The organism is Actinomadura sp. NBRC 104412 (assembly GCF_030269515.1).
Taxonomy (GTDB): Bacteria; Actinomycetota; Actinomycetes; order Streptosporangiales; family Streptosporangiaceae; genus Spirillospora.
On the sequence record NZ_BSTM01000007.1, the window covers coordinates 190,504 to 211,411 of the forward strand.

General features: G+C 72.8%; 18 protein-coding genes. 13 read left to right on the forward strand and 5 right to left on the reverse strand.

Annotated features, from left to right (window positions below):
* Nucleotides 1–54: 54 nt before the first annotated feature.
* Both cysC and QSK21_RS11765 read right to left on the reverse strand, forming a co-directional pair.
* Nucleotides 55–1,533 (reverse strand): adenylyl-sulfate kinase, encoded by a 1,479-nt coding sequence (cysC, locus tag QSK21_RS11760; RefSeq protein WP_285695702.1) that lies wholly within the window; start codon nt 1,531–1,533, stop codon nt 55–57.
* Nucleotides 1,534–1,714: 181 nt separating this feature from the next.
* The gene (locus QSK21_RS11765) at nt 1,715–2,527 is read right to left on the reverse strand and encodes a class I SAM-dependent methyltransferase (RefSeq protein ID WP_285695583.1); all 813 of its coding nucleotides are present in this window, start codon (nt 2,525–2,527) and stop codon (nt 1,715–1,717) included.
* A gap of 348 nt (nt 2,528–2,875) precedes the next feature.
* Here QSK21_RS11765 and QSK21_RS11770 point away from each other — a divergent pair, with 348 nt between their 5' ends.
* The 9 genes from QSK21_RS11770 to QSK21_RS11810 all read left to right on the forward strand — a co-directional run bounded on the left by QSK21_RS11770 (nt 2,876) and on the right by QSK21_RS11810 (nt 13,893).
* The gene (locus tag QSK21_RS11770) at nt 2,876–3,319 is read left to right on the forward strand and encodes an adenylyltransferase/cytidyltransferase family protein (protein WP_285695584.1); all 444 of its coding nucleotides are present in this window, start codon (nt 2,876–2,878) and stop codon (nt 3,317–3,319) included.
* A complete protein-coding gene (locus QSK21_RS11775; protein ID WP_285695585.1) occupies nt 3,316–4,101 on the forward strand; it encodes a CDP-alcohol phosphatidyltransferase family protein in 786 nt (261 codons plus the stop codon). The genes QSK21_RS11770 and QSK21_RS11775 overlap by 4 nt, the downstream gene beginning before the upstream one ends.
* Nucleotides 4,098–4,544, forward strand: a complete 447-nt coding sequence (locus tag QSK21_RS11780; protein ID WP_285695586.1) for an FAD synthase family protein — start codon at nt 4,098–4,100, stop codon at nt 4,542–4,544. The genes QSK21_RS11775 and QSK21_RS11780 overlap by 4 nt, the downstream gene beginning before the upstream one ends.
* Nucleotides 4,545–4,694: 150 nt before the next feature.
* Nucleotides 4,695–8,372 carry a transcription-repair coupling factor gene (mfd, locus tag QSK21_RS11785; RefSeq protein ID WP_285695587.1) on the forward strand — a complete coding sequence of 1,226 codons (3,678 nt, stop codon included), beginning with the start codon at nt 4,695–4,697 and terminating at the stop codon, nt 8,370–8,372.
* Between the two features lie 43 nt (nt 8,373–8,415).
* The gene (locus QSK21_RS11790) at nt 8,416–9,027 is read left to right on the forward strand and encodes a SurA N-terminal domain-containing protein (RefSeq protein ID WP_285695589.1); all 612 of its coding nucleotides are present in this window, start codon (nt 8,416–8,418) and stop codon (nt 9,025–9,027) included.
* Between the two features lie 3 nt (nt 9,028–9,030).
* Nucleotides 9,031–10,017 carry a MazG family protein gene (locus tag QSK21_RS11795; protein ID WP_285695591.1) on the forward strand — a complete coding sequence of 329 codons (987 nt, stop codon included), beginning with the start codon at nt 9,031–9,033 and terminating at the stop codon, nt 10,015–10,017.
* On the forward strand, nt 9,980–12,523 hold the full coding sequence (locus QSK21_RS11800) for a penicillin-binding protein (protein WP_285695593.1): 2,544 nt from the start codon (nt 9,980–9,982) through the stop codon (nt 12,521–12,523). Before QSK21_RS11795 ends, QSK21_RS11800 begins: the two co-directional genes overlap by 38 nt.
* Before the next feature lie 112 nt (nt 12,524–12,635).
* Complete coding sequence (locus QSK21_RS11805) at nt 12,636–13,583, forward strand: NADP-dependent oxidoreductase (protein ID WP_285695594.1); 948 nt, start codon at nt 12,636–12,638, stop codon at nt 13,581–13,583.
* A gap of 103 nt (nt 13,584–13,686) precedes the next feature.
* Nucleotides 13,687–13,893: a hypothetical protein gene (locus tag QSK21_RS11810; RefSeq protein ID WP_285695595.1), complete on the forward strand. Its 207-nt coding sequence runs from the start codon at nt 13,687–13,689 to the stop codon at nt 13,891–13,893.
* A 31-nt stretch (nt 13,894–13,924) separates the two neighbouring features.
* On the opposite strand, the gene QSK21_RS11815 is transcribed toward QSK21_RS11810, so the two are convergent.
* Both QSK21_RS11815 and QSK21_RS11820 read right to left on the reverse strand, forming a co-directional pair.
* On the reverse strand, nt 13,925–15,352 hold the full coding sequence (locus QSK21_RS11815) for a sensor histidine kinase (RefSeq protein WP_285695596.1): 1,428 nt from the start codon (nt 15,350–15,352) through the stop codon (nt 13,925–13,927).
* A 119-nt stretch (nt 15,353–15,471) separates the two neighbouring features.
* Nucleotides 15,472–16,419 carry a sulfite exporter TauE/SafE family protein gene (locus tag QSK21_RS11820; RefSeq protein WP_285695598.1) on the reverse strand — a complete coding sequence of 316 codons (948 nt, stop codon included), beginning with the start codon at nt 16,417–16,419 and terminating at the stop codon, nt 15,472–15,474.
* Nucleotides 16,420–16,668: 249 nt separating this feature from the next.
* Between QSK21_RS11820 and eno the strand changes: the two genes are divergently transcribed.
* Genes eno through QSK21_RS11840 form a run of 4 tightly spaced genes read left to right on the forward strand, consistent with a single transcriptional unit; the run spans nt 16,669 to nt 19,894 of the window.
* Nucleotides 16,669–17,952: a phosphopyruvate hydratase gene (eno, locus tag QSK21_RS11825; protein ID WP_285695599.1), complete on the forward strand. Its 1,284-nt coding sequence runs from the start codon at nt 16,669–16,671 to the stop codon at nt 17,950–17,952.
* 6 nt (nt 17,953–17,958) lie between these two features.
* Nucleotides 17,959–18,393 (forward strand): septum formation initiator family protein, encoded by a 435-nt coding sequence (locus QSK21_RS11830; protein ID WP_285695600.1) that lies wholly within the window; start codon nt 17,959–17,961, stop codon nt 18,391–18,393.
* 44 nt (nt 18,394–18,437) lie between these two features.
* Nucleotides 18,438–18,971, forward strand: coding sequence for a DUF501 domain-containing protein (locus QSK21_RS11835; protein WP_285695601.1), 534 nt, complete (start codon nt 18,438–18,440; stop codon nt 18,969–18,971).
* Nucleotides 18,968–19,894: a Ppx/GppA phosphatase family protein gene (locus QSK21_RS11840; protein WP_285695602.1), complete on the forward strand. Its 927-nt coding sequence runs from the start codon at nt 18,968–18,970 to the stop codon at nt 19,892–19,894. The genes QSK21_RS11835 and QSK21_RS11840 overlap by 4 nt, the downstream gene beginning before the upstream one ends.
* A gap of 10 nt (nt 19,895–19,904) precedes the next feature.
* Here the strand turns inward: QSK21_RS11840 and QSK21_RS11845 are convergent, their stop codons facing one another.
* Complete coding sequence (locus QSK21_RS11845) at nt 19,905–20,705, reverse strand: DUF2510 domain-containing protein (RefSeq protein ID WP_285695604.1); 801 nt, start codon at nt 20,703–20,705, stop codon at nt 19,905–19,907.
* Between the last annotated feature and the right edge of the window lie 203 nt (nt 20,706–20,908).

A 20,908-nucleotide genomic window follows, 5' to 3' on the forward strand; every position in this document is an offset into this window, starting at 1 on the left:
AAGGGGACGTATGTGAGGGGTACCCCTCTCAGGGGCAACGCAGAGTGAATCCGGTCACGCCGGACGTACCCAGCCGCCGTTCTCCAGCAGCCCGAGCACCCGCGCGACCGCCTCGTCCGGCGTCATCCGCGAGGTGTCCAGCACCAGATCGGCGTCGTCCGGCTCCTCGTACGGGTCGGAGATCCCGGTGAACTCGGGGATGAGCCCCGCCCTGGCCTTTGCGTACAGGCCCTTGGTGTCGCGCCGCTCGCACTCCTCCAGCGGCGTGGCCACGTGGACCAGCAGGAAGTCGCCCGCCGCGGACACCATCCGGCGCACCTCGGCGCGGGTCGCGGCGTACGGGGCGATCGGCGCGCAGATCGCCACCCCGCCGTGCCGGGTGATCTCGGTGGCCACGAAGCCGATCCGGCGGATGTTGAGGTCGCGGTCGGCGCGGGAGAAGGTCAGCCCGGCCGACAGCAGCCTGCGGACCACGTCCCCGTCCAGCAGCGAGACGGTGCGGCCGCCGCGTTCGATCAGCGCGTCCGACAGGCCCCTGGCCACGGTGGACTTGCCCGAGCTCGACAGGCCGGTGAAGAACACCGTGAGGCCGCGCTCGTGCTTGGGCGGGCGCGCCACGGCCAGTTCGGCCGCCACCGCGGGCGGGGTGAACCAGTCGGGGATCGGCTCGCCGCGGTCGAGCAGCTCGCCGAGCTGCTCGGGGGTCAGCTCGGCCTGGACGTGGTCGGGCTCGATCCTGGCGACCGGGCGCCACACCTCCACGTCGGCGTCGTACGCCCATGGCTCGGGCACCGCCACGGGGATCGCCGTGCCCTCGACGTCCTCCTCGGCCAGCAGGTGCGTGGCGCCGTAGGCGGCGGCGACGTGCGAGCGCAGCCGCAGGTCGCGCTCCGCCGCGCCCTCACCGCCCCGCAGCGGCAGCGGTACTGGGATGACCTGCGTGCCCTCGGGCAGTTCCTTGCGCACCGCCAGCAACGCCCGTACCAGGGCCTCGTCATGGCCGCCGCCCAGGAGCGGCAGCACCAGCACCCGCGCGTCCAGCCGCTCGGCGAGCTGCCGTAGCTGCCCGAGCTGCTTGCGGTGCAGTGGCTCACGGGTCGCGACGGCGAGCACGTTGCCCTCGTGCGGTTCGATCTCGTCGGGACGGCGGCGCAACCTGTGGAACGGGCCGTGCGCCGGGGCGCGCAGCGGCTCCAGCGTCCCCGCGAGCCGCCAGCCCTGGGAGGTCGGGTCCTGCCAGACCTCGGCGACGTCCAGCACGGCCAGCGGCAGGCCCTCCGGGTCCTGGAGGACGACCCGCTCGTGCGCGGTCAGCTCCTTGGGGACGGCGAGCGTGACGGGGACCGGCCAGGGCGTCCCGTCGGCCAGCCGTCCGCCCGCGATCACCATGGCCGTGTCGAAGGACCCGAGGAACCCGGCCAGCGGCCGGTACACGCCCGCCAGCAGCAGCTCCAGGTCCGCGAGCTCGATCGCGTCCGGGGTCCACGCGGGCAGTTCGCGCAAAGTGTCGGGAAGGCCGGCGTCGGCGGTCACCACGGCTCCGATCCTGCCCGGCTCCCCGCCGGGCTGATCCAGGTCATCAGGGGTTTCCGCAGAAAAATACCGAGCCCTGGAAGGTGTGCGCACCACGGCCCGCCGCGATCGTGCCCCCTGCCTGCCCCTTACGTGCCGCGCCCATGCCCTGTGCTGCCGCTTCGTGGCGGGCGGCGGCCCTCTAGAGGACCCTCGCGAACCGGCTCTCCGGCTTGCGGATCACCAGGGTCACCTCGCTGTGGTCGGCGCTCAGCCGGCCCCGGCTGAGCGCCGCCACCACCCGGCACAGGCCCGTCAGCAGCCGCGTTCCGGCCCCGAACGCCTCGATGCCGGCCCGCGAGGTGTACTCCTCGGCGATCACCAGCCCGCGCATCACGCAGTACCAGCGCATGCCCTGGCGGGACGCGACCGGGTCGTACAGCGCGGGCGGCGGCGGGCCGGTGGGGCGCCACCCGTCCGGATCCGGCCGCCGCGGCGCCGTGCGGGCCAGGCCGCGCCACATCCGCTCGCGCAGGCGGCGCGGGAGCAGGCGGTCGAGGAACCCGAAGGCGGTGTCGCGGTCGCGCAGCCGCACCAGCAGCAGCCCCCCGGGGCGCAGGGAGGCCACGAACCGGTCGAGGACCAGCTCGGCGTGCGGCACCCGTTCGATCAGGAACGGCGCGTGCACGATGTCGTAGGCGCGCGGCGGCATCGGCACCGTGCGCAGGTCGCCCAGATGCCAGGCGTCCAGGTCGGCGCGCCTGCGGGTGTTGGCGCGCAGCGCCGGCGTGTCGAGGTCGACGCCGGTGGAGCGGTGCTCCCGCGTGCCCAGGTCGAGCCCCCGTCCCCAGCCGCAGCCCGCCTCCAGCACATGGACGTCCCGCAGCGGGCGGTCGTGGGCGTACTGGCGGGCGCGGGCGGAGAACAGATCGCCTGCCTCCGCCGGCGGCGGCCGCAGATCGGTGGCCTGCTCCTCCGCCGCGCGGCGGGGGATTCCCCTGGTCGAGCTGGTCATCTGACCCGCTCCTTTCCGGGTGGTCGCTCGAGGCTTCGAAGGTGCGACACTGCTCGGCCCGGCCGGTGGAACCGGCCGGATGATCTCTGCCCGGGGGGTGGGCGCCGTGCCGTGGCCCGGATCCGGGCCCGGAATTCATGGCGCCTTAACTCCGCAGGGTAATCTGCCGACTGCGGACTGTCCGCCATTTGTCCATTCCCGGCCGGGGTCGTGTCGTCCGGCCATCCGGAGGCGGGCGTGATGCGTCGAGAGTTACATCGGAGGAATTCTGAGCTGCTAACGTACGCCTGATTCCGGATATATCCCGGCCTCGGGTTTATCAGGGCTCGGCCTGGTTCAGGGGGATGGATGCACAGCATGGTCGGGTACGCGCCCGCCGTCTTCGACCTGTTCCACGTCGGGCATCTCGATCTGCTGCGCCGCGCGGAGGCCGGATGCGACCGGCTGGTCGCGGGCGTGTACACCGACGAGCTGGCCGAGTCCCTGCTGGGGTACCGGCCCGTGGTCCCGCTGATCGAGCGCATGGAGATCGTCGGCGATGTCCGGCACGTGGCCGAGGTGGTCGTGGTCGCCGAGCCCGGCCTGCGCGCGGCGTGGGAGTCGATCGGCTTCGGGCGGGTGTTCACCGGCTGCCCCGACGGGGTCGCGGCCGAGGCCGCCGAGCGCGAGCTGGCCGGGACGGGCGTGCGCGTGGTCGCCTTCGAGGGGCTGGCCGAGACCGGCAGCGCCATCCTCCGCAACGCCCTGGCGGGCGAGAGGCCGGCCCAGGACAGGAGGACGTCGGTAGCGTGACCGCCCCATCCGGAACCGCCTCGGCCCCTCAGGCCCAGGGCCACAGGCCGCCTGAGGGCTTCGGAGAGGCCCTGGCCCGGCTCGCCTCCGTCCAGAAGAGCAACAAGGGCGCGCCCGCGTACTCGCGCTTCGTCAACCGCAAGCTCGGCAGGGTCCTGGCGGCCCTCTCCTACGTGGTCGGTCTGACCCCCAACCAGGTCACCGCGATCAGCGCGACGTTCACCTTCACCGGCATCGCCCTGATCGCGCTCGTGGACCCCGCGCCCTGGCTGGGCGCCGCGGTCTGCCTGGCACTGGTGATCGGCTACGCCTTCGACGCCGCCGACGGCCAGCTCGCCCGGCTTCGCGGCGGAGGCTCGCGGTCCGGCGAGTACCTGGACCACATGGTCGACAGCGCCAAGATCTCCTCCCTGCACCTGGCCGTGTTGATCTCCTGGTACCGCTTCGGCGATCTCGACGGCGCCGCCCCGCTGCTGATCCCGGTCGGCTTCACGGTGGTCGCCGCGGTGATGTTCTTCGGGATGATCCTCAAGGACCTGCTGGCCCGCGCGCACCGCGCCGCGACCGGGGCGCCGCCGCCCGCGCCCGCCCCGGCGTCCACGCTGCGCTCCCTGCTGGTGATCCCCACCGACTACGGGATGCTGTGCGTGGCGTTCCTGCTGATCGGGTTCCCCACGGTGTTCATGCCGCTGTACGGGCTGTTCTTCGCGGGCAACCTGCTGTTCCTGCTGGCCGCGTCGGTGAAGTGGTTCCGCGAGGTCGGCTCCCTGGACGCCACATGAGCGGCGGCACCGTGAGCGCGGACACGGGGCGCGGGATCACCGGGTACGTGCCGGGCGCCTTCGACATGTTCCACATCGGGCACCTCAACATCCTGCGCCGCGCCCGTCTGGAGTGCGACCACCTGATCGCCGGGGTGGTGACCGACGAGGTGCTGGAAAGGGTCAAGGGGCGGCCCCCGATCGTCCCGCTGGCCGAGCGGCTGGCGATCGTCGGCAGCATGGCCTGCGTGGACGAGGTCGTGACCGACGTGTCCAGCGACAAGGTCGTCATGTGGGAGCGGCTGCGCTTCGACGTGCTGTTCAAGGGCGACGACTGGAAGGGCACCGAGAAGGGCGACCGGCTGGAGGCCGACCTCGGGGCGCGCGGGGTGCGGGTCGTCTACTTCCCCTACACGGTGCACACCTCCAGCACCGCCCTGCGCCGGTTGATCACCGAAGCCTGACCTCGTCCCGGAATGTGGCGGGGCGGGACCGCGTTGCAGCCCGTGGCGCGTAGTCTGGTGCCGGTACCGGGGTCCACTGGGGATCACCGGGGCTTCGGGCTGCCTCGCGGCCGGGCGGGTGGCCTGCCCGGCGGGGAGAAGTAACGGGCGATGACGCTTTCCACGATTGTTGACCTTGCATGTTCCGGTCCCGAGCTGAGGGGCGCGCTGACCTCCGCGCGCGTCGATCATGATCTTGTGGGGCCGCCGGCGCTGTGGCCGGTCGTCGGCGCGGCGCTGAGCCGTGCCCTGCGCGAGCGGGACGGCGCCGGCGTGGTGCTGGCGGTCACCGCCACCTGGCGCGAGGCCGAGGAGCTGACCGGCGCGCTGACCAGCCTGATCGGCGATGACCGGGTGGCGCACTTCCCGGCCTGGGAGACGCTGCCGCACGAGCGGCTGTCGCCGCGGGCCGACACCGTCGGGCAGCGCCTGGCGGTGCTGCGGCGGCTCGTCCACCCGGAGGCCGCCGCGTCCGAGAGCCCTGATGAGCACCGTGACGAGCACCGTGCGGGCAGGTCGGGACGGCTGGACGTCGTGGTCACCCCGATCCGCGCCGTGCTCCAGCCGATCGTGCAGGGCCTGGCCGACCTGGAGCCGGTACGGCTGCGCGCCGGGGACGAGGCCGACCTCGAAGACGTCGTGCACCGCCTGGTGGACGCCGGCTACAGCCGTGTCGACCTGGTGGAGAAGCGCGGCGAGATCGCGGTGCGCGGCGGGATCCTGGACGTCTTCCCGCCCACCGAGGAGCACCCGCTGCGGGTGGAGTTCTGGGGCGACACGGTCGAGGAGATCCGCTCCTTCAAGGCCGCCGACCAGCGCTCGCTGGACAACGCGCCGAACGGGCTGTGGGCGCCGCCGTGCCGCGAGCTGCCGCTGACCCCGGAGGTCCGGGAGCGGGCGCGGCGGCTGGCGGCCGAGCATCCGTCGCTGGAGGAGATCCTGACCCGGATCGCCGACGGCGAGATCGTCGAGGGCATGGAGGCGTTCTCGCCCGTCCTGGCCGGGGACATGGAGCTGCTCACCGACCTGCTCCCCAAGGGGTCGGCGCTGCTGGTGTGCGAGCCGGAGCGCATCCGCACCCGCTCGGCCGAGCTGGTCCGCACCAGCCAGGAGTTCCTTGAGGCGAGCTGGGTGAACGCCGCCGCGGGCGGGGAGGCGCCGATCGACCTGGGCGCCGCCGCGTTCCGTTCGCTGGACGAGATCAGGGCGCACAGCGCCGAGCTGGGCCTGCCCCGCTGGACGATCAGCGCGCTCAACCCCGGGAATGTCGTCCTCGGCGAAGCGGGGAACGACACCGACGCGGCCGGTGCAGGGGGGTCGACCTCCCTGGACGACACGGTGCTGGACGACACGGTGCTGGATGGCACGGTGCTGGATGGCACAGTGCTGGATGACACAGGAGGGGCTCTCGACCTGGGCGCGCAGGCGGCCGAGGCGTACCGGGGCGACACCGCGCGGGTCATGGGCGACCTGAAGCGGTGGATCGACGGCGGCTGGCGGGTCGTGCTGGTCACGCCCGGCCACGGCCCCGCCGAACGGCTCGTCCAGATGGTGGGCGAGGAGGGTCTGGGCGCCGTTCTCACCGACCTGGCCGAGCCGCCGCGTCCCGCGCTGGTGAACGTCACCACCGGCCTGCTGGAGCACGGGTTCACCTGGGAGAGCGTCAAGCTCGCCGTGCTCACCGAGTCCGACCTGTCGGGGCAGAGGTCGTCCACCAAGGACATGCGGAAGATGCCCTCGCGGCGGCGCGGCGGCATCGACCCCTTGCAGCTCAGCCCCGGCGACTACGTGGTGCACGAGCAGCACGGCGTCGGCCGGTACGTGGAGATGGTGAGCCGCACCGTCCAGGGCGCCACGCGCGAGTACCTGATCCTGGAGTACGCCAAGGGCGACCGGCTGTTCGTCCCGACCGACCAGCTCGACGAGCTGACCCGGTACGTGGGCGGCGAGGCGCCGAGCGTGCACCGGCTGGGCGGCGCCGACTGGCAGAAGGCGAAGTCGCGTGCGCGCAAGGCGGTCCGGCAGATCGCCGGGGAGCTGATCCGGCTCTACTCGGCGCGCATGGCCAGCCCCGGGCACGCGTTCGCGCCGGACACGCCGTGGCAGCGGGAGCTGGAGGACGCCTTCCCGTACGTGGAGACGCCCGACCAGCTCGCCGCCATCGACGAGGTCAAGGCCGACATGGAGAAGCCCGTCCCGATGGACCGGCTGATCTGCGGCGACGTGGGCTACGGCAAGACCGAGATCGCCGTGCGCGCCGCGTTCAAGGCGGTGCAGGACGGGCGGCAGGTCGCGGTGCTGGTCCCGACGACGCTGCTGGTGCAGCAGCACCTGTCCACCTTCTCCGAGCGGTTCGGCCCCTTCCCGGTCGTGGTCAAGGCGATCTCGCGGTTCCAGACCGACAAGGAGGTCGAGGAGACGCTGCGCGGCCTGTCCGAGGGCAGCGTGGACGTGGTGGTGGGCACGCACCGGCTCCTGTCGGCGCGGACCCGGTTCAGGAACCTCGGCCTGGTGATCATCGACGAGGAGCAGCGGTTCGGCGTCGAGCACAAGGAGGAGCTGAAGCGGCTGCGCACGCAGGTCGACGTGCTGGCGATGTCGGCCACCCCGATCCCGCGGACGCTGGAGATGGGGCTGACCGGCATCCGGGAGATGTCCACCATCCTCACCCCGCCGGAGGAGCGGCACCCGATCCTCACCTTCGTCGGCCCGTACGAGGAGAAGCAGATCGCCGCGGCCATCCGCCGCGAGCTGCTGCGCGAGGGCCAGGTGTTCTTCGTGCACAACCGGGTGAGGTCCATCAACAAGGTCGCGGCGAACCTGGCGCGGCTCGTCCCGGAGGCCCGCATCGCGATCGCGCACGGGCAGATGAACGAACACGAGCTCGAACGCGTCATGGTCGACTACTGGGAGCGCAACTACGACGTCCTGGTGGCGACGACCATCGTCGAGTCGGGCCTGGACGTGCCCAACGCCAACACGCTGATCGTCGACCGGGCCGACCTGTACGGGCTGTCGCAGCTCCACCAGCTTCGCGGCCGGGTCGGACGTGGACGCGAGCGCGCCTACGCCTACTTCCTGTACCAGCCGGAGGCGCCGCTGACCGAGACCGCGCACGAGCGGCTGTCCACCCTCGCCCAGCACACCGAGATGGGCGCGGGCATGTACGTGGCGATGAAGGACCTGGAGATCCGCGGCGCCGGGAACATCCTGGGCGCCGAGCAGTCCGGGCATGTCGCGGGCGTCGGCTTCGACCTGTACGTCCGGATGGTCGGTGAGGCGGTGCGCGAGCTGAAGGAGGGCGGCGGCGTGGAGGAGGTGCCCGAGACCAGGGTCGAGCTTCCCGTGGACGCGCACCTGCCGCACGAGTACGTCCCGGGCGAGCGGCTGCGCCTCGACGCGTACCGCAGGATCGCCGCGATCACCTCGGAGGAGGAGATCGCCCAGGTGCACGACGAGCTGAAGGACCGGTTCGGACCGCCGCCCGTCCCGGTGCTGAACCTGCTGGAGGTCGCGCGGTTCCGTGCGCGCGCCCGCAAGGCGGGGCTCACCGAGATCACCGTGCAGGGCAACTTCGTCAAGTTCTCGCCGGTGGACCTGCCGGACTCCCGCCAGGTGCGGCTGCAGCGGCTCTACCCGAAGAGCGTGCTCAAGCGGAATGTCGGGACACTCCTGGTCCCGACCCCCAGGACGGCGCCGCTCGGCGGGCGCCCGCTGCGCGACACCGAACTGCTCCGCTGGGCGACAGACCTGGTGGACGCGTTGTTCCTGGAGCCCGCGCGGCCGTAGTCTGGCGACCTGCACAAAGATCGGAAGCGACGAGGTGGGCTCCGTGCCGGGTAGAACGATCAAGGTGCTGGCCGTCGCCGTGTCGGCGGCCGTGGCGCTTGCGGGCTGCGGCGGCGGGCCGGTCAGGACCGGCTCGGCCGCCATCGTCGGCGACCACCGCATCACGATCTCCACGCTCGGCCAGGCGGTGGAGGACTGGGAGCGCGAGTTCCGCGCCGATCCCAGGGCGAACCTGCTGCGCTCGATGAACCCTCCGTCCGCCGAGACGGAGATCCAGAACGCCCTGTTCCAGTTGGTGCAGATCCGGCTGACCGACGAGGCGGCCCGGCGCGCCGGGGTGCGGGTGAGCGACGGCCAGGTCGACATGGCTTTGCACAGCCTCGACAGGAATTCGCGCCTGGGCCCCGCCTCCTCGTTCACCCGCGCCCGCGGGCTGCCCGCCCGGTACGCCCGCGACCTGGCCCGCCAGGCGGTCATCGTGGGCGAGGTCATCCGCAGGGACGGCGACGACGGGACCGGTTTCCGCACCCTGGTCGGCCAGACCGCCAAGAGCCTCGGCGTCAGGATCAACCCCCGCTACGGCACCTTCGATCCCGACCGCCTGATCGGCCCGGTCCGCACCACCCTCTCCAGCCCCGGATCGGGCGTCGGCTGATCCATGAGCGCCGAGTCGAGGCCCGCCACCGGGCTGGTCATGCTTGCCACCACGCATCGGGTGGCTCCTGGGTTGCTGTCCTGGCGGGCGTGGGAGGCGCTGCGGTCGGCCGACCGGGTCCTGGCCGGGTCCGCCGAGCATCCGCTGTTGCCGTACGCGCGGGATGCCGGTGTCCCGGTCGAGGTGACCGAGCCGGACGCCCGCCGGCTGGTCGAGGCGGCGCGAGGCGGGCGGGTCGTGTGGCTGGCCGCGCCGGACGGGGACGAGCCGCTGATGCGCGCGATCGGTGAGCTCGTCGTCGCCGATCCGCTCGACGTCGAGGTGCTGCACGGCTCCTACGACCTGCCCGGCGCCCGGGTGCTCGACCTGGTGTCGGTGATGGACAGGCTGCGCCGCGAGTGCCCCTGGGACGCCAAGCAGACCCACGCCACGCTCGTCCGGTACCTGATCGAGGAGGCGTACGAGGTCGCCGAGACCGTGGAGGAGGGCGACTACGGCGCGCTGCGCGAGGAACTGGGCGACGTGCTGATGCAGGTGGCGTTCCACTCCGTGGTGGCGTCCGAGCGTACGGACGGGACGGCGTTCACCATCGACGACGTCGCCGCCGGGATCGTCGACAAGCTGGTGCGGCGCCACCCGCACGTGTTCGCGGACGTGACCGTCTCCGGCGCGGACGAGGTCAACGCCAACTGGGAGGCCATCAAGGAGGCCGAGCGGGTGGCCAAGAGCGGCGAGGACGTGTCCGCGCTGGACGGCGTCCCCCTCGGGCAGCCCGCGCTGTCGCTCGCCGCGCAGCTTCAGCGCCGCGCGGCCCGCGCCGGTGCCCCCGACGAGCTGCGGCCGACCGGCGACGGCCTCGCCGAGCGGCTGTTCGCCCTGGTCGGCGAGGCGCAGGACGCGGGTCTCGACCCCGAGGCGGAATTGCGGGCGATCTCCAGGGTATTCCGGGACCGTGTCCGGAGCTGGGAGCGGGAGCGGAGACGCCGGTAGAGCCGAGGCCGCCTGGAAGATCGCGCGGGCGGCCTTACTGGGCCTGTTCGGCAGGGTCGGGCACGTCTACGCTGAGCGCGTGCTGGCCAAGTCGCGGGACGAGCGAGCCACCGAACGGGGCATCTGGCGCGCGGACAAGAGCACCCGCCCCACCGGTGCGGAGCGGGCCAGGGCGATCCGCGGGCTGGGCGGGCTCGGCGTCCTCGCCGGGGTCCTGGTCGCGCTGATCGTGCTGCCCACCGCCTGCATGACCGGTGTCGGCGCGCGTGACGCGGCCAACTGGTTCCAGAGCGAGCCGGACGACCTGAACACCTCGGGCGTGCCGCAGCGGTCCCGGATCCTGGCGGCCGACGGCAAGCTCATCGCCACGTTCTTCTACGAGAACCGGGTGAACGTGCGGCTCGACCAGGTCGCCCCGATCGCCCGCAAAGCCGTCCTGGCCATCGAGGACGCGCGGTTCTACGAGCACGGCGCGCTGGACTCGCAGGGCACGCTGCGCGCCCTGGCCAGCAACCTCGGCTCCGGCGAGGTCACCCAGGGCGGCTCGGGCATCACCCAGCAGTACGTGAAGAACCTGCTGCTCTCCCAGGCCCGTTCTGAGGAGGAGCAGCGCCGCGCCAGGGAGGTCACGGCCGCGCGCAAGCTGCGCGAGCTGCGGTACGCGGTCGCGGTGGAACGGCGGTTCTCCAAGGACGAGATCCTGACCCGGTACCTGAACATCGCCTACTTCGGCGGCGGTGCGTACGGGATCGAGGCGGCGTCCCGGCACTTCTTCTCCAAGCCCGCGTCCAGGCTCACGCTGCCCGAGGCCGCCCTGCTGGCCGGGGTCATCCGCTACCCGTACGCCTACGACCCGGTGCGCAGGCCCGGCGCGGCCAGGGAACGCCGCGACGTCGTGATCAACCGGATGCTGGAGCTGGGCTGGATCGGGAAGCGGGAGGCGGCGGCCGCGAAGGCGCGCCCGCTGGGGCTGCGCGTCCACAAGACCCCCAACGGCTGCGTCACCAGCTCCGCGCCGTTCTTCTGCGACTACGTCCAGCGGGAGATTCTCACCAACCCGGTGTTCGGCGCCACCGCCGAGGAGCGCGAGAGGCTGCTCAAACGGGGCGGGCTGACCATCCGCACCACCCTCGACCGGCGGACGCAGCGGGCCGCGCAGCGCGCCGTCGACCGGCACGTCCCGCCGAAGAACTCGGCGCGCAAGGCGGCGGCGGAGGCGCTGGTCGAGCCCGGCACCGGCGAGATCAAGGGCATGGTGGTGGACCGCGACCTCGGGCCCGACTCCGAGCGCGGCAAGACCTGGATCAACTTCGCGGCCGACGCCGGCCACGGCTCCAGCATCGGCATGCAGGCCGGGTCCACGTTCAAGGCGTTCACCCTCGCCGCCGCGCTGGAGGAGGGCATGCCGTTCGGGACACGCCTCATGGCGCCGCGCACCTTCATCCCCAGGGGCTTCAAGGACTGCGAGGGCCGCCCGGTGTCCAGCGACGAGCCGCTGCGCAACTCCGCCGACGGCGAGGGCGGCAAGCAGTTCAGCCTGGTCACGGGAACACACCACTCCGTCAACACGTTCTTCCTCGCCCTGGAGCGCGAGGTCGGCCTGTGCGACACGGTCAAGATGGCCGAGAAGCTGGGGATGAGGCAGGCCAGCGGGAAGCCCTTACAGCAGCTCCCGTCGTTCACGCTGGGGTTCAACGAGGTGTCGCCGCTGCGGATGGCCGCCGCGTACGCGGCGTTCGGCGCCCGCGGCAAGTACTGCGAGCCGATCGCCATCAAGTGGATCACCGACTCCGCGGGCCGGCGGCTCAACGTCCCCGGCCGCAAGTGCAAGCAGGTGATGGACAAGGGCGTCGCGGACGCGGTCAACCACGTGCTGCGCGGCGTCCTCACCAAGGGGACGGCGCGCGGGATGGGCATCGGCCGTCCCGCGGCCGGCAAGACCGGCACGGTCGACAACTACTCGGCGGCCTGGTTCGCCGGGTACACGCCCGAACTGGCCGCGGCCGTCTGGGTCGGCGACCCGCGCGGCGGCTACCGGTACCCGATGACCAGCCTGTGCATGGACGGCCGCTGCTACGGCGCGGTGTTCGGCGCCACCATCCCCGCCCCGATCTGGCGCGACAGCATGATCGGCGCGCTGCGGGGACGGGACGCCTCGTCGTTCCGGCCGCCGCCCTCCCGCTTCTTCAGCCGCGGTTCCGGCGAGGAGCGGGGCAGGCTGCCCGACGTCCGCGGGCTGACGATCGGCGACGCCCTCGACAGGCTCCGGTCCGCCGGCTTCCAGGCGCGGGTCGGCAGGGGCGTCCCGTCCGACGAGTACCCGGCGGGGACGGTCGCGGAGATGTCGCCCGGCCCCGGCGCCGCCGACCCGGGCGAGATCGTCACCGTGCGTCCCAGCACCGGCGGCGGCGAGGACGTCGAGGACGACGAGCCGCCCACGGACCCCGCTCCGCCCCGGCCGCCGATCACCATCCCGCCGTTCCCGGGGCCGCGCCCGCAGGAGTGATACCCGCCTCCCGTACCGCGCGGTTGTGTGACCTGGCCAGGGGCGGGGTAGGTGGGGCGATACCGGCCCGCCGTATGGGCCGGCCAGGGGGAAGCGGGAGTCGGGGAACGTCATGAGAGCCATCGCCATCTCCGAGCCGGGGGCCGCCCCGGTCCCCATGCGCCTGCCCGTGATGGAACCGGGGCCGGGCGAGGCGCTGGTCCGGCTGTTCGCGGCCGGTCTGAACCCGGCGGACTGGAAGATCGCCGACGGGATGCTCAAGGACACGGTGCCCTACTCCTTTCCGCTGATCCTGGGCCTGGACGGGGCGGGCGTGGTGGACGCCACCGGCCCCGGAGCACGGTTCCCGGTGGGGGAGCAGGTCTTCGGCCGGTTCTTCGGAGTGCCGCGCGGCCAGGGCACCTACGCCGAGTACACGATCGCGGGCGCCGACGACGCCGTGGTGCCGATGCCCGAGGGCATGCTCTACACCGAGGCCGCCGCGCTGCCCACCGCGGGCATGACCGCGCTGACCGCCGTCGAGGAGGCGGGGATCGAGGCGGGGAGCGACGCGGAGGTGCTGGTCGTCGGCGCCACCGGCGGCGTGGGCCAGCCCACCGTACGGCTGGCCGCGTCCCGCGGCGCCCGCGTGGTGGCCACTGCGCGTCCCGACGCGGCCGGGCGGATGCGGGAGCTGGGCGCCGCCGACGTCGTCGACTACGGCGGGGGGGATCTGAAGGAGCTCGTCCGCGCCGCGCGCCCGGACGGCCTCGACGCGATCATCGATCTGGTCGGCGACCGCGGGGAGGTGGAGCGGCTGGCCGGGCTGCTGCGCCCCGGCGGCGTGTACGTCAGCACCGTGTGGGCGGTGAACCCCGACTCCCTGGACGCCCGGAACGTGCGCGGCGTCAACCTCGACTACACGCCCACGCCCGAACTGCTGGAGCGCGTCGTGGGCCTGGTCGCCGACGGGGCCATGGAGATCACGATCGAGGCGGAGGTCTCGCTGGAGGAGGCGCCCGCCGCGATCGCCCGCAGCCGGAGCGGCGGTGCCCGCGGCAAGACCGTCATCCGCCCCTGACCGCACCGCCCGGCCGCCCCGCCGTCCGGGCGGGCGGACTGAACGGGCGCCCAGCGGGCATGGAGGAGCCCGTGAGCCCGACGGCCACGGAAGGGGGACGAGCATGGCTGAGGACACCCGGCGCACCCGGATCCGCGACATCGAGGAGACGCTCTCGGTCCTGCGCGGCGAGCTCGGCGAGCGCAGCGACGATCCCCGGGACTTCGGCGACTCCGGCCAGGACCTGGAGGCCAGGGAGGAGCACGAGACCCAGATCCGGGCCTTGGAGGACGAGCGCCGCCTGCTGCTGGAACAGTTGGGCGAGGGCTGACCGGGCGTCGCCGGCCCCCGTCCTCGCGGGCTCAGTCCTGTGAGCCCTCCTCGGGAGGCAGCGCCGGGAGCCGGAGGACGAACCGGGCGCCGGAACGCCCGTCGAGGCGGCCGGTCAGGTCCAGCGAGCCGCCGTGCGCGGTCGCGATGTCCCGTGCGATCCCCAGGCCGAGCCCGGTCCCTCCGGCGTCGCGGTGCCGGGCGTCGGAGAGCCGGGTGAACCGTTCGAAGACCCGCCCGCGATCCTCGGGCGCGACGCCGGGCCCGTCGTCGAGGACCGCGATCACCGCCGTTCGCGCGCCGTCGTCCGCGGTCTCGGACCGTACGATCACCGTGACGGAGCTCGCGGCGTGCCGGTCGGCGTTGTCCAGCAGGTTGGTCAGCAGCCGGTCCAGCTCCGACCGCCCGCCGAGCACGATCACCGGCTCGCCGTTCTCCACCGAGAACCGGGCGCGCCGCGGCCTGGCCAGCACGCACCGGTCGGCCAGCTCCTGAAGCTCGATGCGCTCCTTGGTGATGTGCTTGCCGGACTCCAGCCGGGCGATGGCCAGCAGGTCGTCCAGAACGGCCTGGAGCCGCTCGGTGATGTCCTGGAGCGTCGTCAGCGTCTCCCGCGAGCGCTCGTCGGTGACGTCCGACAGCGCCAGCTCCAGCTCCATCCGCAGCCCGGTCAGGGGGCTGCGCAGCTCGTGCGAGACGTCGGAGACGAAGCCGCGGAGCCGGGCCACCGCGCCCTCCAGTCGGTCCAGGGTGGCGTTCACCGACGCGGCCAGCCGGGCGATCTCGTCCTCGCGGTGCGGCACCGTCACCCGGCGTTGCAGGTCGGTGGCGGTGATCTCGTCCAGCTCCGCCGTGATCTTTTCCACCGGGCGCAGCGCGCGGCCGGCGGCCAGCCAGGTCGCGTAGCCGGTCAGGGCGACGCCCAGCGGGACCGGCAGCGCCGTGAGCACCGCCTGGGTGACGTCCGGCACCAATCCGGGCTCGGGTGCCAGGGCGTAGACGAACCACGTTCGCGGCCCCTCCCGGACCCGGAAGGCGGTCACCAGGTAGCACGGGCCGTCCGGGGCCTGCACGCGGCAGCTGTGGCCTTCCGTGCGCGTCCTCTCGGGAGGGGGCACCATGAAATCGACCGGCGGATAGCCGACCATGGGCACGCTCGCCGACACGATGACCCCTCTGGCGTCTACCACCTGGACGAGGTCCTCCCTAAGCAGCCGCCGGTTCAGCCGGTGGGCCATGAGAAGCCGGGTCACGACCTCCCCGTCCTCGTTCAGCTCGCCCCTGACCTCGGCGATGATGTCGCGGCGTTGTAGTGCCTGCAATGCGATGTAGCCCCCGACGAGGACCACGGTGGCCGCGAGCACCGCCAGAGCGGTGACACGCGTGCGGAGGGTGAGGGTGGGCAGGCGCCCCTCATGCCTTCGCGGCGTGTCCGCCGCGGGTTGATCGCGTTCCTCCACCGCAGAGGCATTCCCTGGCCGCTGTAATGGGGAGCGCTTCCCTCGGCCAACGATGCGTTCGCCCGCCCGGCACGGGGCCGGGCGGGCGGAGGGTGCAGAGGGGGTGTCGACCCTCCCGCTCAGGCGGACGAGGCGGCGGCCTTGTCCGAGTCGGGCGGGGTCCCCCCGGCCGTGGCCACGGCCTCGGCCGGCGGCTCCAGGTCGCGCTCGGCGAGGTGGCGCCGGATGGAGTAGGCCAGCGCGGCGGCCCACACCGCGTAGATCACCGCGTAGAACGCGTACCGGACGCCGTCGGGGGCGTCGATCCAGTCGCTGCGCAGGATGGTGCGGGTGTTGGTGAGGACGATCAGGCCGCCGACCGCGCTGCCCAGCACCCGTGGCGGGATGTGCCGCACCAGCCAGGCCGCGATCGGGGCGGCGATGATGCCGCCGATCAGCAGCGCGGCGACCCAGTCCGCCTTGACGCCCTCGCCCTCGATGCCGACCAGGAAGCCGATGCTGGCGGCGACGGCGATCAGGAACTCGCTGGTGTCGATGGAGCCGATGGTCTTGCGCGGCTCCAGGCGCCCGCTGGCCAGGAGGGCCGGGGTGCCGACCGGGCCCCAGCCGCCACCGCCGGTGGCGTCCACGAACCCGGCGACCACGCCGAGCGGGCCCAGGAACCGTTTGCGCAGCGGCTTGCCGAGCTGGTTGCGCCGCAGGCCGCGCAGGGTGAACCTGATCAGGATGTAGAGGCCGAGCACCAGCAGGATCGACGCCATCACCGGCTCGGCGGTCTCGGTGGACAGCCCCGACAGGAAGGTGGCGCCGGCGAACGCGCCCACCGCGCCGGGCACACCGATCTTGAGGACCACCGGCCAGTCGACGTTGCCGAACCGCCAGTGCGAGGCGCCCGACACCAGCGTGGTGCCGATCTCGGCGAGGTGGACGGTGGCCGACGCGGCGGCCGGGCTGGTGTTGATGGCCAGCAGGAGCGTGGTCGAGGTGACCCCGTAGGCCATGCCGAGGCTGCCGTCGACGAGCTGGGCGCCGAGGCCGACCAGGGCGAGCAGGACGAGTTTTCGCACGAGTTCACCGCCAGGGGCTGGAGGTATTTCCCATCCTTTTAGTATAGTTAGCATTGATAGTAGACAATATATGGATTCCCAAGTCAAGTGGCAGGTACGCCTCATACCGGCCATACCGGTCACTCCGCCGATAGGCCACCAAATCCAAAGATCCCGGGCGAACGGGCGTGCCAGGTGGGCGCCCCAGGGGCGGCGCGGATAGGCTCGGTGACCGACCAACCGCCACAGCTCAGCTCAGGGGAGATGCCCGTGTCGTCGATCGAGGCCGTACTCGCCCGGGAGATCCTGGACTCCCGTGGCAACCCGACCGTCGAGGTCGAGGTGCTGCTCGCCGACGGGACCGAGGCCCACGCCGCCGTCCCCAGCGGCGCCAGCACCGGCCAGTTCGAGGCCGTCGAGCTGCGCGACGGCGGCGAGCGCTACGGCGGGAAGGGGGTGCGCAACGCCGTCAAGGCCGTCAACGAGACCATCGACGAGCGCCTGGTCGGCTACCCCTCCACCGAGCAGCGCCTGATCGACCAGCTCCTGCTCGACCTGGACGGTACCCCCGGCAAGTCCCAGCTGGGCGCCAACGCGATCCTCGGCGTCAGCCTCGCCGTGGCCAAGGCCGCCGCCGAGTCCTCGGGGCTCCCGCTCTTCCGGTACGTGGGCGGGCCCAACGCGCACCTGCTGCCCGTCCCGATGATGAACATCCTCAACGGCGGCGCGCACGCCGACAGCAACGTCGACGTCCAGGAGTTCATGATCGCCCCGATCGGCGCGCCCACCTTCTCCGAGGCGCTGCGCTGGGGCGCCGAGACCTATCACGCGCTCAAGTCCGTGCTCAAGGGCAAGGGCCTGAGCACCGGACTGGGCGACGAGGGCGGGTTCGCTCCCGACCTGCCCAGCAACCGCGCCGCCCTCGACCTGATCCTGGAGGCCGTGGGCAAGGCCGGATTCACCCCCGGCCGCGACATCGCCCTGGCCCTGGACGTGGCCGCCACCGAGTTCCACTCCGACGGCTTCTACGAGTTCGAGGGCTCCAAGCGCTCCTCCGAGGAGATGGCCGCCTACTACGGCGAGCTTCTGGACGCCTACCCGATGGTCTCCATCGAGGACCCGCTGGACGAGGAGGACTGGGCCGGCTGGGAGGCGCTCACCGGCTCCGTGGGCTCCCGCGTCCAGTTGGTCGGCGACGACCTGTTCGTCACCAACCCCGAGCGGCTCTCCCGCGGCATCGCCTCCGGCGCCGCCAACGCGCTGCTGGTCAAGGTCAACCAGATCGGCACCCTCACCGAGACCCTGGACGCGGTCACGCTGGCGCAGACCAGCGGCTACCGCTGCATGATGAGCCACCGGTCCGGCGAGACCGAGGACACCACCATCGCCGACCTCGCGGTGGCCACCAACTGCGGCCAGATCAAGACGGGCGCCCCCGCGCGCAGCGACCGGGTCGCCAAGTACAACCAGCTCCTGCGCATCGAGGACCTGCTGGGCGACGCGGCCCGCTACGCCGGCGCCGCCGCGTTCCCACGGTTCTCCTGGGAGGGCTGACCCGCATTGGCCACGGGTGACGAAAAGCGTGCCGACCGCGAGCACGGCCGCGCCGACGCGTCCCGTGGCAGCCCCGCCCTGACCAGCCGCGCCGCGATCCTGGCGGTGGTGGTCTGCGCGATCGCGCTGAGCCTGGCCTACCCCGTACGGGAGTACGTGGCGCAGCGGCAGGAGATCGCCGAGCTCCGGCAGCAGGAGCGCGTGGCCCGCCGGGAGGTGGACGAGCTCACCAGGCGAAAGCAGCGACTTGGTGAGGAGTCGTACATTAAACGGGAGGCCACGCGCAGGTTCCACTACTGCGATCCGGGCGTGCAGTGCTACATCGTCCTGGACGGCAGTGGCGGCGAGGGCCAGCGGCCCCGGAAGCCCACCCCGTCCAAGCGTCCGCCGTGGTACGAGGCGCTCTGGCGGTCCGTGGAGGCCGCCGACCGGCCTCGCTAGATCCCAGTCCCGGCCACCGGGAACTCTGCGGGGGGCATCCAGACATGATCGACGAACAGGACGAGGCCGCGGTCGCGGCGCAACTAGGCCGCCCGCCGCGCGGTGTGCGGCGGGTGGCCCACCGCTGCCCGTGCGGCGCCCCTGCCGTGATCGAGACCGCGCCCCGGCTGCCCGGCGGGACCCCGTTCCCGACGCTGTTCTACCTGACCTGCCCCAAGGCCGCGTCCGCCATCGGCACGCTGGAGGGCGGCGGCATGATGCGCGAGATGCAGGCACGCCTCGCGGACGACCCGGACCTGCGCGCCGCCTACACCGCCGCCCACGAGGACTACCTCCGCCGCCGCGACGAGGCCGCGCGCGACGAGGGCGTCGAGCCGCTGCCGCCCGGCACCCAGAGCGCGGGCGGCATGCCCGAGCGCGTCAAGTGCCTGCACGCCCTGGTCGCGCACGAGCTGGCCGTCCCCGGCGCCAACCCGTTCGGACGGGAGGCCCTGGACGCGCTCCCCGACTGGTGGCGCTCAGGGTCATGCGTCCCCGCCGATTCCACCGCCGCTTCCAGGACACGGGAGGCCCGATGACTCGCGTCGCCGCCGTCGACTGCGGGACCAACTCCGTCCGCCTGCTGATCGCCGACATGCCCTCGGCGGACGGCGGAACGCTGACCGACGTGGAACGCCGGATGGAGATCGTCCGGCTCGGCCAGGACGTGGACAAGACCGGGCGGCTGGCGCCCGAGGCGCTGGAGCGCACCTTCACCGCGATGCGCCGGTACGCCGAGCTGATCGAGCGGCACGGCGCGGAGAAGACCCGGGTGGTGGCCACCAGCGCCACCCGCGACGCCGCCAACAGGGACGAGTTCGTCTCCGGCGTGGTGGACATCTTCGGCGCCGTACCCGAGGTGATCACCGGGGACGAGGAGGCGGAGCTGTCGTTCATGGGCGCCACCCGGGAACTGGCCGAGCTCCGCCCGCCCCGCCCCTACCTGGTGGTCGACATCGGGGGCGGCTCCACCGAATTCGTGCTGGGCACCTCCTCCGTACAGGCGGCGCGGTCGGTGGACATCGGCTGCGTCCGGCTGACCGAGCGGCACCTGCGCGACGACCCGCCCTCGCCCGAGCAGATCACCTCCGCCGTGGCCGACATCGACGGCGCGCTCGCGCGGGTCCGCGAGACCGTCCCGGTGGACGAGGCCCGCACGCTGGTCGGCCTGGCCGGCTCGGTGACCACGGTCGCCGGGATCGCCCTCGGCCTGCCCCACTACGACCCCGCCGAGATCCACCACTCGCGGATCACCGCGGCCCAGGTCCACGACGTCACCCGCGACCTCCTGCACGCCACCCGCGCCGAACGCGCCAGGATCGGCGTCATGCACCCCGGCCGTGTGGACGTGATCGGCACCGGGTCCCTCATCCTCGACCGCGTCATGCGCGAGTACGGCTTCGGCGCGGTCGTCGTCAGCGAGCACGACATCCTGGACGGCATCGCGTGGTCGCTGCTCTGAGCCCGTCGCGCTAGGCCGCCTGTAAGGCCGCCAGCAGCGCCGGGATGAGCACGGCGTTCGGGTTCTGCTGCGGCACGTACAGGACGGGCGTGGTGCTGCCGGACTGCTGGATCCAGACACGACCCCCCTCCAGCACCGCCCCGGAGATCGCCCGCCAGCTCAGGGACACCTGCTCGGCCCGCACCCCGCCGGGATGCACGGTCAGCCCGTGCGCCACGTCGATCGACTCGCCCGCCAGCACCCGTCCGGCCAGCTCGGACACCAGCCGCCGCTCCGCCAGCACCTGGCACAGCCCGACCAGGCCGCGCCAGACCCTCTCGGCCACACCGCTCGCCGGGCCGTTGCCCGGCGCGCCGTCGAGCTGGGCGCCGGGATGGCCGTGCAGGGTGATCGCGCTGTCCTCGATGACCACCTCGACCTTGGGACCGCCGAGGAAGGGATGCCGCCCCGCCTGGAAGATCCACTGGATGGCGGGCCGCCCGTACCCGCCGGGGACGCTCGCCGCCCAGTACGCCACCCACTCCACGTGCACCCATGCCATGGACGAGCCGCCGTACGCCACGACCTGCTCGTCGGCGTGCAGCAGCAGCCCGCCCACGGTGGCGTCGATCAGCCTGACCGTCTCCTGCCCTGCGTCCCACCCCGCCTCCTGGACGGGAGCGGCCTGGTAGTCGGTCCGCCGGGAGGCCGGGGCACGTCGCCGGGAGCCGCCGGGCGGCTCGGGGTTGAGGTTCTCGGTCCAGTGCGTCCCGTTCCACCAGCGCAGGCTGCCGCTCCCCGCGGGATCGGGATACCAGCCTGGTTGCGACAAGGACTGCCTCCGCTTCGCATGGCGCGCCGGAACTGCCTCCCCGACTCGGCGCTCCGCATCGTACCGAGCCCGCCACCACATGCGCCGTCCGGAACTGGACGCATGTCCAGCTCGCCGGGCACCCGGACGCGGGGGCGGCCCCCAACACCCCCGATGGAAGACCACAACCGCCCTCCGGGCTCTCGGTCGGTCGTGTTTTCTGT